Origin of the sequence: Pseudoalteromonas sp. HL-AS2 (assembly GCF_031198805.1) — a bacterium.
Taxonomy (GTDB): Bacteria; Pseudomonadota; Gammaproteobacteria; order Enterobacterales; family Alteromonadaceae; genus Pseudoalteromonas; species Pseudoalteromonas nigrifaciens.
Genome location: NZ_CP133571.1, coordinates 1,896,054 through 1,908,989 on the forward strand (window position 1 = coordinate 1,896,054; position 12,936 = coordinate 1,908,989).

Below are 12,936 nucleotides of genomic sequence, written 5' to 3' on the forward strand. Positions count from 1 at the left end.
TTTTTTGTACCTGTAACTTTAGATCAATCGCATTAGTCTTGTTCTTTTTCCATGAAGCGTTGTAACTGATCTTTTAAGTTTGGCGGAATGCCTTTGATCACTAAGGTATCGGTTGCTTCATTATAAGTAACACGTTCACCTAAGTGTTTACGCTCAAAGCTCACACTTACACCGCCACCTAAACCGGAGAACTTAACCATACTTGCCACTGTTTTTTTATCAACGGGGAATGACTCTTCTAAATCGTAACTTTGCTCTTTGCAAAAGCTGTCAAACGGACTGTCATCGCCTTTTGTAAGTGTTGCCGAAAGCTCACTTACGTTGGCATCTTCACCTGTCGTTACACAATCATTACAGTAATCAAATACTTGTTTACGTAAATCATCTTTTTCTGATTTATCAAATTGTTGCTCTGATAAGTAATCCTCTACAGCACTGAGCATTACTTGGCTTTGTTGTTTAGGATCAATACCTTCTTCACAGCCTAAAAAGTCTAAGAAGAAATCGGCAACTTTGCGCCCTGCGCGGCCTTTAATAAATGAAATATAACGATTGTCTTGCGCTTGGGTGTCCCAAGCGGTTAAATCGATTCGTGCCGCTAATTGCATACGCGAAATATCTAAATGACGTGACGACGCTAAATCAAGTTCAGAGGTAATTGAGTAATGCTCTTTAATATTAATCATCGCAATCAGCATGTAGTCTGTAGCCACATACTGATAGTGACAAAACACTAAATAACCGGTTTCATTAAATGCGTATTTATCAAGTTCCTCTTTTAACACACTCGATGCTTGATCTGTCATATGCCAAAAGCCAAGTTCGTTGTTACGGTAACTTTGCATTGCCGATGCAACTACGCTATTTTTATCGCCACTAAAAGCGCAAAAGCCTTTACCTGGCTTACCATTATATGCATGATGCAATTGCTCAATAAACACAGCTACTTTATCGTTGATTAGCATTTCATCATTACGTAAATGAATTTGAGTATCGCCGTCTTTTTTGTCTACATAATGAACGACTAGTTTTTTAACGTCTGTTGCCATCTTTGTTTTTCACGCCTCTGGTGTTAAAATGTGAGAATATAACTATTAAATTGAACCAACTGATGCCAATCTTATCAAAATACTCTAATGAACAAGTAGAACAAATCGTCGATCAGCTTATTGATGTGTTAACTCAACACAATGCGCCGGTTGATTTGAGTCTTATGTGTTTAGGAAATTCTATCACGCATATCTTAAAAGAGCATGTACCAACAGGGAAAAGACAAGCCGTTACCGAGAACTTTGCTAAAGCTCTCGCACAGTCGGTTAAATAAACTCTATGAATTTATCGCAGCACAATCAGTTTTCATCAAAAGCGAGTCAATTACTAAGTTGGGGGCATTGGTTTACCTTTGCCAATATTGGCTTAGCGCTCTTAATTAGCTTAAGCTACTTGTTTGCCGACTCGCCACCTACAAGCTTTATGGGTATTACTTATATGCTAGTTACTTGGCTTAGCCATACTAGCTTTATTGCCTTTTTAGCGTTTGTGCTGACGGTATTTCCGCTCAGTTTAGTTTTTCCATACCCTCGCCATATTCGCGGTATGGCTGCAGTTATTGCTACCTTTGGCGCCTCTTTACTCACACTTGATGCTTATGTTTATTTTAATTTAGGTTATCACTTAAGTAGTTCTGCTTTACCTGAGATCATTTCGCTTTTATGGCACCGCTTAAACAGCTCACCCGCTTTAACAACTATTTTAGCCGGTGGCATAGTTTTAGTTATTTTAGGTTTTCAGTTAACGGTCAGTAATTTTACTTGGCAAAATTTAGCGCGTTTAAAGCAGCTCAAGTTTGCTCGCTACGCGAGTTCATTTTTAGTGATTTGTTTTGCTTTAAGTCATAGTATTCATATTTGGGCAGACGCTAATTTAAAGTTTGATGTAACTAAACAAGATAACTTTTTACCACTCTCTTACCCTACAACGGCTAAAAGCTTATTAGCTAAAAATGATCTACTAGACATAGAAAGCTATAAACAAGCGCATAATGTGCAAATTAATCAACAAAACATTAGCTACCAATTGCCTACTCCGCTGACAAAATGCGAAGATTACACACCGGCTAAAATTGATATTTTTGTATTTGAAACAGCGCAGCAGCTTGCTCAATTTGCCAGTAATAAAAACTTGTATAGCACTAAGCAGTTTTTACAACCAACCGATCATAACGATATGCTCTTTAGTTTAGTTTATGGTTTACCAGCATTTTATAAATCTACAATTATAAATGAGCAAACATTACCCGCATGGCAAAGCCAACGTCGCAGTGTTGAAGTAACGGGTATTGCAGCGTTAAATTTTATTAACGATCAAACCCACACTAATAGTGCAATTAGAATTATTAAAGGCACTGATGATTTAGCACCTCGCGATAAAAATACTCATGTTTATGCTTTTAGTTTGGCTGATAATAATAAAGAGGTGGTAATTACCTCAACGCTTTATAGTTCAGATAAACGGATCACTCGCGTTAATGGCCTTATTCAACCTAGCGATATAATAGCGACCGCTGTTGGGCAGTATTTAAACTGCAACGCTATTGCTGAGCAAACTATGCTTGGTGTTAACTTACACCAGAAAAAAGATAATATGGGTGTTAATTATTCTCAAGGCGTGGTTATAGCGTATAAAAAGGATAGAATTACCTTAATTGATCCTGATGGCGACTTTAAAAATATTTCTGCCGCCGAAGGGTTTTCGATTGAGCAAGGCTTAGACATTCCATTTTTAGTTCACAGTATCAAAAAGTTAAAAACCTTTACTCAATAAGGCTATTATTAACCTAGCTTGCTATACCGCCAAGCTAGGTTATAGTTTTACTTTAACGTTATTAATTTAACGCAGTAAAACACTCTTAGGGATAGCCAATATGATTAAACTGAACTGTATTTTTATTTTCCTCTTGCTTACAACCTTAAGCTTTAACAGTTTCAGTGCAACCAGTTACTACAAGTGTGTTACACAAGAAGGCACCACATTTTCTCAATTCCCGTGCGATAACAACGCCACCGTATACAAAGTTAACACCATAATAAATCAGCAAGTAGGCCCTAAAGTAGATTACACCAAGCAATTAAACGAACTGGAGCGCGAAAGCTTACTAGCAGGCTTACAGGCAGAGCTGCGCAGTAATCAACATAAGTTAGCAATATTAGATCGTAAAAAAGACCAAGCTGATTATAAACAGCAACAGCGCCTTAACCATATTTTAGCCAAGGAAGATAAAAAACGTATTGCCGCCGATATTGCTAAAAAACAAAAAGTAATTAACAAAAACTATAAAGCACAAATTAATATGGTAAAAAAGCGCATTAATAAATTACAAAAAAAAATAGACAACTATCAGTAACCTTTATCTCATGAATAAATAACATCTTAATTTAGCTTGGTTTTAAATCGAGAATAACATACTCTTAACAATGATAGAGTATAAGCTCTAGCGTCTAATAAGGAGTAATGATGCAGCCTCGTCATATTGCTGAATTAATTTTAACGGGCTTTAAAAAGCACTACCTGTTATTTCAAAAAACCACGGCAAAAGCACCGCTGGCGTTTGCTAAAAGAGACTGGCAAGCAATTAATGATATAAGCCGATTACGTATTAGCCATTATGATGATCGGGTTAACGAAACCACCGCCACGCTTCGACAACAACAAACCGAACAACTCGACGAACAGCTGTGGCTAGAAGTAAAAAAGCTCTATCAACACTTTTTATGTTTTCATCCTCAGGCTGAGCTTGCCGAAACTTTTTATAACTCGGTATTTTGCCGCTTGTATCATCGCCGTTATTTTCATAACGACTTTATTTTTGTAGAAGCCACTCTAAAAGATGCGCCTGCAGTGCCCGTAGAAGCTGAGTATCGCAGCTATTTTCCTGTGGTTGACGGCCTAAAGCCCACAATTAAACAGATCATTAATCACTTTGATTTTAAAGCTCCCTTTGTAAACTTAGAGCGAGACATACGACTGCTGGTAAAAGCATTTTATAAACAAGCGCCCGATACGCACCATAAAGCATGGCAAATGCGCTTTGATATACTACACACCCCATTTTACCGTAACAAAGCCGCCTATATTGTAGGGCGAGTGGTATCGCAAAGCGGCGTACAGCCGTTTATTATTGCAGTACTACACCATGAAGATAAAGGCTTGTACCTAGACGCACTACTTACTAAATCGTCGCAAATGCGAGTTATTTTTGGTTTTGCGCGTGCCTACTTTATGGTAGAAACCCATGCGCCTTGCGCATTAGTGCGATTTTTAAACCAATTAATGCCCAATAAAACCATAGCTGAGCTCTACAACGCTATTGGCTTTCATAAACAAGGTAAAACCGAGTTTTACCGTGAGTTTTTAAATCATTTAACTCACTCTAACGACGAATTTACTATTGCCCCTGGTACACCAGGCATGGTGATGATGGTATTTACCCTGCCCTCATTCGGCTATGTATTTAAAGTTATTAAAGATAAATTTGGCGAAAGTAAACCTTTTGGTCGTGATACCGTGTTAAAGCGCTACCAGTTAGTTAAAAAACACGATCGGGTTGGCCGCATGGCCGACACCATAGAGTATTCTAACGTCGTATTTCCTTTAGCGCGGTTTGATAGTAACTTGTTGCAGCAGTTACACCAAACCATTGGCTCATCCATGGTAATTGAAGGCGACTGGCTTATTATCAAACATTTATATATTGAGCGACGCATGACACCGCTTAATCTATTTTTAGAAAATGCCGATGATGCCAGTGCCGCCGATGCGATTGAAGAGTACGGCCAGGCACTAAAAGAAATGATTGCTGTTAATATATTTCCCGGCGACATGCTGTTAAAAAACTTTGGTGTTAGTAAACACAAACGTATTATTTTTTATGATTACGATGAAGTGCAATATTTAACCGACATGAATTTTAGAGCACTGCCTAAAGCAAAAACGTATGACGACTACTTAATGGATGAGCAAAGCTATTCGGTTGCACCGCAAGATGTATTTCCTGAGCAACTTTGCACCTTTGTAATGCCTAACCCAATCTACAAGCAGTTTTTAATGAGCACACATCCAGAGCTTATTGATGTTAACTTTTGGAAGCAAGCACAGCAAAATATTAAAAATGGTCTGGTTAGTCATATTTATCCATACCCGACAGCACAACGTTTTATCCATCACTGGTAAAGCGTTAAGGACACACAATGAATATAAGTAAAATAGATTTAAATTTACTGGTTTATCTCGATACTTTATTGCGCGAATGTAATGTTACCCGCGCAGCAAACCGGTTAAGTATTACTCAACCTGCCATGAGCAATGGCTTAAAGCGCCTTCGTAACTTATTTAACGATCCTATTTTAGTACGCACCAGCGATGGCATGGTACCCACAGAGCGCGCGTTAGAGTTACAACCCGTTATTCGCGGTATATTAATGACCCTAGAGGAAACACTTGCGCCTAATCGTGAGTTTGAAGCAAGCCAAAGTAAGCGCGTATTTAGAATAATGGCCAGTGACTATGCGGCCAGTACCTTAGCGCCCAAGCTATTAAGTAAATTACACGCAGAAGCCCCCGACACCACCTTAGATATACTCACCCCTAGTGATGTGACCTTTCATGATGTGGAAAATGGCAAAGTGGATATGGCAATCAATCGCTTTGAAAACCTACCGCAATCGTTTCATCATAAACGCATTTGGAAAGACAGTTTTTGCTGTTTAGTTAAATCCGATAACCCGATTATTGACAATTTTAGCCTAGAGAGCTACTTAAAAGCACGCCATATTTGGGTAAGTAAAACCGGTTTTGGTGTAGGCGTAGGAATGGATCCTAAAGATGTGCAAAAACTCGGCTGGGTTGATGAAGCACTCGCTCATTTTGGTAAACACCGTAATATTGCCACCTTTACCCGTAACTACCATGTGGCGGTACATTTAGCCAAAGTACAAAACTTAATAGCAACATTGCCCTCCAAAGCCGCTAACATTTATATAGACGATCCTAGTCTTAAAATATTAGAACCTCCTTTTCCTATTCCACCGTTTGAGTTAGATATGATTTGGAGCCCGCTGTTACATCGCGATGCTAGTCATATTTGGTTACGTCAAAAAGTAGCCGAAGTTGCTGAAGAACTTAAGTAATACCGTTACAAAAATTTTGTAAAATTTGCTTACTTAATCTAACAAGTAAGCAAACATCATCCTAAAAATATATTTATACCAATAAAAACAAATGATTACGAAAGTATTTATAGTGGAACAACCTTTGCTTTTATATAAATGAACATTTAATTTCATTTATAAGAGAGGTCATTATGAACACCCATCAAAGTAATGAAGTAAATCATATTTCTGACATCATCCAAGTAATGAATAGTGGTATAGATTTTTACGAAAAAGCCCAACAGAACGTAAAAGATCCCGCTGTTGCCGCCCTTTTCCAGCGCATGATTGATGCGCGTAAGGTAACCGTTGAACGCTTACAACCTTTTGCTGTTAATGAACAAGGCGAACGTGAGGATGGCTCATCATTTGCGGTAGAAGCGCGCCGTGCTTACACTGCGCTTATCACTAAATTTAGCAGCAATAACGACGATACGTATATTAAAGAGCTAGAAGAAGTTGAGGATAAAACCCTCGAAGAAATTAAAGATGCAATGAAAAAACCACAACCCGCAGACTGCGAAGCTGTACTAGCTAAAGCATTACTAACAATGCAAAGCTGTCATGCTGAAATGAGCCGAATGAAAAAGCAGTAAGTAGCCTAAATTCTGGATAATAACTCTACCTAAAGCTGAGTTCAGGTTAAACAATTAAAAAAGCCCAGCATTCTTAAATGCTGGGCTTTATATTAAGTATAAAATGGGAGTATCTATAATTAAAAGCGGTATTCTGCACCTAGGTAGTAATACGCACCGTTAAAGCCAAATGGGGCTGAACGGCGAGAGTATTTAAATACCCCTGGGCTGCTTACAATGGTATTGCCTTGGGCATCTACAATAGTACCAGTACGTGAATTACCTATAGTATTTTCATCTGGGTACACATCAAATAAGTTATTTGCACCAATATTTACCGATAAGTTCTCAGTTATAAAGTAATTTACTTTAACATCAGTTAATATTTCGGCACCGTAGGTCTGGCGGCCGCCATCTTCTACTGTGTACTCACCAAAGCGATTAAGTGACAAATTAACTGTCCAGTCATCACGTTGATAAAGCGCACTTAAGTTAATGCGATCCTCTGGTTGCCACTCTTCAATAATAGAAATTTCTTGGTCAGAGAACACGTCCTCAACCGGTACTGTTTCTAAGCCTGAACCTGCAGGGGTAAATAACGACACCACATCGGTTTTAGTAAAGTTAGCTGCTAAGGTAAAATCAAGCGTACCGCCTAACCCTTCAGTGTTCCAGGTAGCAACAAAGTCAATACCTTGCGTTTCTGTATCAGCACCATTTAAGAAAAACTGACCCGCACCAGCACCTGAGCTTATTAATGCAGCGTCAAGACTTGGCGACAACCCTTTACCTAAACGATTACTAATAACTATACGGTCGTCTATATCAATTGAGTAATAATCGAGCGTTACGTTAATGTTGTCTGTTACGTTATACACTATACCTAAGCTGCGGTTTTGCGACTTTTCTTCTGTTAGTTTTGGAATACCTAAGCTTTGCGCTAATGTTGAGTCGTTTCTAAAAGTACCGACTTCTTCGGCAACTAAGTTGCCAGTAACATCGTCAACAACAAATTGAGTACTGATATTATTAAAATACAGCTGCTGCATTGACGGCGCTCTAAAACCTGAGCTTAATGCACCACGCAGTGATATATCGTCAGTAATCGACCAGTTACCCGCTAGTTTAAAGTTAACCGTATCACCAAAGCCTTTATAATTATCGTAGCGCAGTGCGCCCGATAAAATAACGTCTTCAATAATATAGGTTTCAGCATCAAGGTAGAACGAAATCACATCGCGCGACTCATCAACCGATGACATTGGCGATGAACCACCAAAACCTTGCGTACCGCCCGAAGCATCTTCGCTGCCAACACCACCGCTTAAACCGCTAAATTCACTCACTCCTTCTACTGTATCGTAATCTCGGTATGCGTATTCGCTGCCTTCTAAAATGCGATACTCATCGGTGCGAATTTCTGCGCCCATAGCGAGTGAGTAATCATCAAAATTTTGAGTAAAATCTAAATTAAGCGTTTGTAGCGATAATTCCATACCGTAAGCATAGGCTTCACGCGGAATAGTGGCGCGAATATCAGCAGCACTTAAGCCTTGGTCATAGCGTAAAAAGTTAGCATACGAGGCGTTAATTGTGTCACTGGTAGTGTAATCAATACTGTTTTCACCATAGGTGTACGATAAGTCTAAGCTAGCATCGTTATCAAATTGCGTTTTGTAACCAAAGTTATACGAAATATCGTCGATAGTGGTGTTAATTTTTGGCAAAAAGCCAGCCTGAATTGTCGCATCGTTATCTTGTAAAACCGTATTACCGCCACCGTTGGCATTGTGCCTGAAAAACGCTGCCGACTCGTTATCGCGCGTTGAATAAGTAATAAAACCGTATAGTTCGCCATCACCTAACTCATAACCTGTGCTTACAATTAAGCCAAATTGTTGTGAGTCGGCATCGCCTATTCTAAAGGTATCTCTGTCGGCTGTTAGCTCTCGCGGATCGCCCGCTACTAAAGTGCCGTCATCAAGTGTTGTACAACCATTAAATTGGCAAGAGCCATGTAAACCGGCACGGTTAGTTGGCGCACGATCACGGTAGTTAAGTGTAGTATTTACGTAACCTTTATCACCTAAAGCAAAACCCTTATTAAAATCAAGGTTTATCGTTTCACCATCGCCTTCTGAATATTGGCCATAGTTAATTGCGGCTTTACCACCTTCGCTACCATCTTTGAGTACTATATTAATAACACCCGCTATGGCATCTGAGCCATATTGCGCTGCAGCACCGTCACGCAGTACTTCAATGCGCTTAATTGCCGACGCCGGAATAGCATTCATATCGGTACCCGCTGTACCACGACCTACCGAAGTATTAATATGAATAATACTGGCTTGGTGGCGGCGCTTACCGTTAATAAGTACTAATGTTTGATCTGGGCCTAAACCACGCAGTGTTGCTGGGCGAAGGGCGTCGGTGCCATCACTAATTGACGAGCTTGAAAAGTTAAACGAAGGCGCAATTGACTGCAGCATTCTGCCCACTTCTGTTTGCCCTGTATTCTCTAGTGCTTCTGCACTTAAAATATCAACCGGAACAGGTAAATCTTCAACTGAACGACCTGCTACACGACTCCCGACAATGGCAATTTTTTCTATTTTTTCTTGGGCAACATCTTCAGCAGCATTAACGCCCTGAGTGTTTGCAGCAAGTAATGCAGGCAATATTGCTGCACTAACGCCTGAAAGCTTCATCATGTTGTTATTTTTCCTATTGATTTGTTTGAGTTTTATACTCAGTAAACCATTTTGATCAACAACCGCATCGAGCTTACTGTCACCTAACAGTGCCTCCAGTGCATCTAATTGGGTGTAAAAACCATAAAGCGAATTTGCATTATATTGTTTAGCTAACTCATAAGAAAACACCACGGTTTGCTCAGTTTGCTTAGCAAATTCTATTAAAGCTTTGTCTGCTCGCTGCGCTTTTATATCAAATTGCACCATTTGCCCGGTAGTTACTGTGGCTAAAACATTCAAGCTAAAAAAAGCCGATGCAAGCACACTCAAACTACACAATAAATGCGTTTGGTTACTGCGCAACTTATATAAACAGTTGGCAAACAAAAATCCTCTATAGGTTTTATTCTTTTTATTAATATATTTTTTACTTTGCATGTTCATAATTGCAACTTAATCCAACATTAGCATGATTTTAGGCGCTGCTATTTATGACTTAGTTTGACGTTTAAGGCTAACTACGTGCTCACCTAAGCGTTCGTGATCAATCGAAAAATTTGTTTTTAAACTTTCAAGTAGCCCAGCAACATCACCCGCTTTAAATACCCCTGCAACTTTAATATTCGCAAGCTCTGCCGATGAAAGCTCAAACCGAGTAGCGGTATAACGGCTAACTTCATTTAAGGCATCGCTTAATTGTTCTCCGTTAAAAATTAGCATGCCATTTTGCCACGCTAAATCTCGTTGCACATCGTCAGCAGAGAGGCGTTTAATAGGCGCTGTAACACTTTTTTCTATAATTGCTTTTTCGCCTGAGAGCACAATATTTGCGTTTATTTTTCTAATTTTTTGGGTGCTGTTATCGGCTAGTTGATAGGCTTTAAAATCGTTAGCATCTACAGCTACACTCGGATCAGTGATCATAACTTTTCCTTCGGTTACCACTAATTCTAAATGAGATGAGGTATTGCGCTGCACATTAAATACAGTACCTAATGCTGTAAAGCTTTTATCACCTGCCATCACACTAAATGGCCGCGTAGCATCTTTAGCAACATTAAAACGCCCTTCCCCTCTACTCAGTAATAACTGTCTGCGCCCTTTACTATAGGCAACCTCTAATAGGCTATTGGTATTAAGTTGCACTATGGTGCCATCGGGCAGTACGTAAGTGGCTTGCTCTCCCACCTTGGTTTTATAAATTTTAGTATAATTAACTTTCGCTAGGGCTTGGTTATAACCAGTCTCTAAATTAACCAATAAGTAACTGCAAATCATTAACGCAGCAAATAAGCTGGCCGCGATACCATACGAAAACACCCATTTACTTTTTTCCTCGGTATTGTTTTTATGCGGAAATAAAGTGCTTAACTCGTTTAATACACTCAGTTCGTCCCACAACTTAGCGAGTTCGTAAACGGCGTCTTGGTGTGCATTACTTTGCAGCATCCATAATTTAAATTGCTCTTTTTCAACCTTGTTTAAACCGCGATCTATCGCGCTTATCCAATTAGCTGCTGTTTCTAAAATTAAATCTTTTGGTGTAAATTGATGAATATTACTCATTTTGCCACACTCACTATAGTTGGCCTTTGAGCAGCGGTATCGTGCTTTTTATACTGCTCATTTTCATCCTGAGAATGCTCTCGCATGTATAGCATGGTTTGTAGTAACCCTTTTGCAATATGTTTTTCTACTGTGCTTTGACTTAACTGTAGTTGCTGGGCAATTTCTTTTTGGCTCATACCGTACACTTTTTTTAATATAAAACACTTACGAACCGTCAAGCTTAGTTGCTCTGTTGCCCGACAAAACAATAAAAAACGCTCTTTCGAGGTGTACTCGTCCTCTAGTTGTATTGATTTAAGTAACTTTGGTAATTCATGATCATCACAAAGGGAGTCGCTAAATTTATTATCCCATTTAGCAATATGATTAAGGGCAAGGTGTTTAGCAGTTTTGAGCATGTAACTACGCGTAAATTGAATATCTTGTTTTAAATCAGCTTCGTAGCTTTTAATAAAGGTTTCTTGCACTATATCTTCTACGTCGTCAGGTAACACTATTCGTGAAACAAAGCGGCGTAAATGAGTCGATAACTCTGTAAATGTAGTGGCTAATTTGAGTCCTCGCGCCATCCTTAATTTCATCCCTTATTATTGTATAAACCTAAGTTTGTTAAGATGACTAATTTTAACGTTAATTACAAGGTAAATTGTTAATCCGCGGTTATTTTTTCGTTGCGTTAAAAGTCTCTTTATATGTTATTAAAACAGTAATAAACCTGCATTTTGACCTAGGTCATGCTTTAACTAAATAACGTATTAGCAAGTTCGTGGTGCAACAACTAAAAAGCTATAATATGCAAAATTTATCTCGCTTGAATGTAAGCAACCTAAGGGAGTTTTGTGGTGTTTAATAAAACAAGTTTAAGTGTTTCTGTATTATTAGCAGCAAGTGGATTGCTTGTTATTAGTGCACCGGTGAGCGCATCGCAAACCACGTTATCGAGCCAAGTATTTGCGAATTTTAGTAATATTCAAATTGACGATCAGCACCAGGATATTGAAGATTGGCAACTTGATGTAAAACGCTTTTATCTTAATTTAGACCATCAATTTAATGATGACTGGTCATTAACAGTGACCACAGATGTGCAGTGGCAACGCCAGCAAGACCCTACCGACATTTGGTTTCGTCATGCTTATATAAAACGCAATTTTAATCAAGGAAGTACGCTTAAAATTGGTGTTGCTGAACTGCCATGGATTGATTACATCGCACGCCGTGTAGGGTATCGTTATGTTGATCCGAGCTTAACGCCAAAAAACAAATTAGCCGGTCCAACCGATTTAGGTATTCATTATGGCCATAAATCGGCGCACTTTTCGTATGCTGTATCGGCTATTACTGGGGGTGGTTTTCAAAAGCCAACTGTGGGCGATCGAATTGATTTAGAAGCATCGGCTGTGTGGCATATAAATAAACAATTTGATTTTGCTTTAGGTGCCTATCAAGGTACACGCGCACTTGATAAAGACGAGGCCGAGAAAAATCATACTGCAGAGCGTTTCAATGCAGCGCTAAGTTACCTGCATCAAGGGGTACGTTTTGGCGTTGAATATGTATATAACGACAACTGGAACCAAGTTAACAAAATACCGCAAGACGCTAGCAGCGGCTGGGGGACCTGGGCAAGTTATGCTTTTAAACCGGGTTACTCTGCATTTGCTCGGTACGATACAATCAACCCTAATAGACGTTTAAACGCTAGTTTAGAACGTGATTACATACAACTAGGTGTTGATTATAAGGCAACTTCTTATTTAACGCTGGCGCTTGTTGCTAAGCAAAGTAATATTGATAGTGCAACAGTTGAGCGAACTCAAAATGAAGTAGGTATATGGTCAATGTGGAATTTTAAATAATCTGAGGTAATGGTCTTAATTCAAATATTAG

The 12,936-nt window shown here is 39.1% G+C and carries 11 protein-coding genes; 7 read left to right on the top strand and 4 right to left on the bottom strand.

Annotated elements, in window-relative coordinates; genetic code table 11:
* Positions 1-32 precede the first annotated feature (32 nt).
* Positions 33-1,049: a nucleoid-associated protein YejK gene (gene yejK / locus RB215_RS08875; RefSeq protein WP_011328492.1), complete on the bottom strand. Its 1,017-nt coding sequence runs from the start codon at positions 1,047-1,049 to the stop codon at positions 33-35.
* Between the two features lie 62 nt (positions 1,050-1,111).
* On the opposite strand from yejK, the gene RB215_RS08880 reads away from it, so the two are divergent.
* The 6 genes from RB215_RS08880 to RB215_RS08905 all read left to right on the top strand — a co-directional run bounded on the left by RB215_RS08880 (position 1,112) and on the right by RB215_RS08905 (position 6,802).
* Positions 1,112-1,324 carry a DUF1414 domain-containing protein gene (locus RB215_RS08880; RefSeq protein WP_011328493.1) on the top strand — a complete coding sequence of 71 codons (213 nt, stop codon included), beginning with the start codon at positions 1,112-1,114 and terminating at the stop codon, positions 1,322-1,324.
* A gap of 5 nt (positions 1,325-1,329) precedes the next feature.
* Positions 1,330-2,823, top strand: a complete 1,494-nt coding sequence (locus tag RB215_RS08885; RefSeq protein WP_182679242.1) for a DUF3413 domain-containing protein — start codon at positions 1,330-1,332, stop codon at positions 2,821-2,823.
* Positions 2,824-2,923: 100 nt separating this feature from the next.
* Positions 2,924-3,403, top strand: a complete 480-nt coding sequence (locus RB215_RS08890) for a DUF4124 domain-containing protein (protein ID WP_309216233.1) — start codon at positions 2,924-2,926, stop codon at positions 3,401-3,403.
* A gap of 110 nt (positions 3,404-3,513) precedes the next feature.
* Positions 3,514-5,229 (top strand): bifunctional isocitrate dehydrogenase kinase/phosphatase, encoded by a 1,716-nt coding sequence (gene aceK / locus RB215_RS08895; protein ID WP_309217161.1) that lies wholly within the window; start codon positions 3,514-3,516, stop codon positions 5,227-5,229.
* A gap of 17 nt (positions 5,230-5,246) precedes the next feature.
* On the top strand, positions 5,247-6,185 hold the full coding sequence (locus tag RB215_RS08900; protein ID WP_011328497.1) for a LysR family transcriptional regulator: 939 nt from the start codon (positions 5,247-5,249) through the stop codon (positions 6,183-6,185).
* Positions 6,186-6,358: 173 nt separating this feature from the next.
* Positions 6,359-6,802, top strand: a complete 444-nt coding sequence (locus RB215_RS08905) for a PA2169 family four-helix-bundle protein (protein ID WP_011328498.1) — start codon at positions 6,359-6,361, stop codon at positions 6,800-6,802.
* A 119-nt stretch (positions 6,803-6,921) separates the two neighbouring features.
* Here the strand turns inward: RB215_RS08905 and RB215_RS08910 are convergent, their stop codons facing one another.
* From RB215_RS08910 to RB215_RS08920, 3 genes are read right to left on the bottom strand one after another with little or no spacing between them, the layout of a single operon-like run.
* Entirely contained in the window at positions 6,922-9,921 is a 3,000-nt protein-coding gene (locus RB215_RS08910) for a TonB-dependent receptor (protein WP_309216234.1), read from the bottom strand.
* 45 nt (positions 9,922-9,966) lie between these two features.
* Entirely contained in the window at positions 9,967-11,043 is a 1,077-nt protein-coding gene (locus tag RB215_RS08915) for a FecR family protein (protein WP_011328500.1), read from the bottom strand.
* Positions 11,040-11,615, bottom strand: a complete 576-nt coding sequence (locus RB215_RS08920; protein WP_182683380.1) for an RNA polymerase sigma factor — start codon at positions 11,613-11,615, stop codon at positions 11,040-11,042. Before RB215_RS08920 ends, RB215_RS08915 begins: the two co-directional genes overlap by 4 nt.
* Before the next feature lie 273 nt (positions 11,616-11,888).
* On the opposite strand from RB215_RS08920, the gene RB215_RS08925 reads away from it, so the two are divergent.
* The gene (locus tag RB215_RS08925) at positions 11,889-12,905 is read left to right on the top strand and encodes a hypothetical protein (protein ID WP_011328502.1); all 1,017 of its coding nucleotides are present in this window, start codon (positions 11,889-11,891) and stop codon (positions 12,903-12,905) included.
* Positions 12,906-12,936: the final 31 nt, after the last annotated feature.

What these genes read in the sequence shown, in the direction of transcription:
- RB215_RS08900 (WP_011328497.1), top strand. Translation starts at nt 5,247, where the DNA reads ATGAATATAAGTAAAATAGATTTAAATTTACTGGTTTATCTCGATACT.
- RB215_RS08915 (WP_011328500.1), bottom strand. Translation starts at nt 11,043, where the DNA reads ATGAGTAATATTCATCAATTTACACCAAAAGATTTAATTTTAGAAACA.
- RB215_RS08905 (WP_011328498.1), top strand. Translation starts at nt 6,359, where the DNA reads ATGAACACCCATCAAAGTAATGAAGTAAATCATATTTCTGACATCATC.
- RB215_RS08880 (WP_011328493.1), top strand. Translation starts at nt 1,112, where the DNA reads ATGCCAATCTTATCAAAATACTCTAATGAACAAGTAGAACAAATCGTC.
- RB215_RS08890 (WP_309216233.1), top strand. Translation starts at nt 2,924, where the DNA reads ATGATTAAACTGAACTGTATTTTTATTTTCCTCTTGCTTACAACCTTA.
- RB215_RS08885 (WP_182679242.1), top strand. Translation starts at nt 1,330, where the DNA reads ATGAATTTATCGCAGCACAATCAGTTTTCATCAAAAGCGAGTCAATTA.
- aceK (WP_309217161.1), top strand. Translation starts at nt 3,514, where the DNA reads ATGCAGCCTCGTCATATTGCTGAATTAATTTTAACGGGCTTTAAAAAG.
- RB215_RS08910 (WP_309216234.1), bottom strand. Translation starts at nt 9,921, where the DNA reads ATGAACATGCAAAGTAAAAAATATATTAATAAAAAGAATAAAACCTAT.
- yejK (WP_011328492.1), bottom strand. Translation starts at nt 1,049, where the DNA reads ATGGCAACAGACGTTAAAAAACTAGTCGTTCATTATGTAGACAAAAAA.
- RB215_RS08920 (WP_182683380.1), bottom strand. Translation starts at nt 11,615, where the DNA reads ATGGCGCGAGGACTCAAATTAGCCACTACATTTACAGAGTTATCGACT.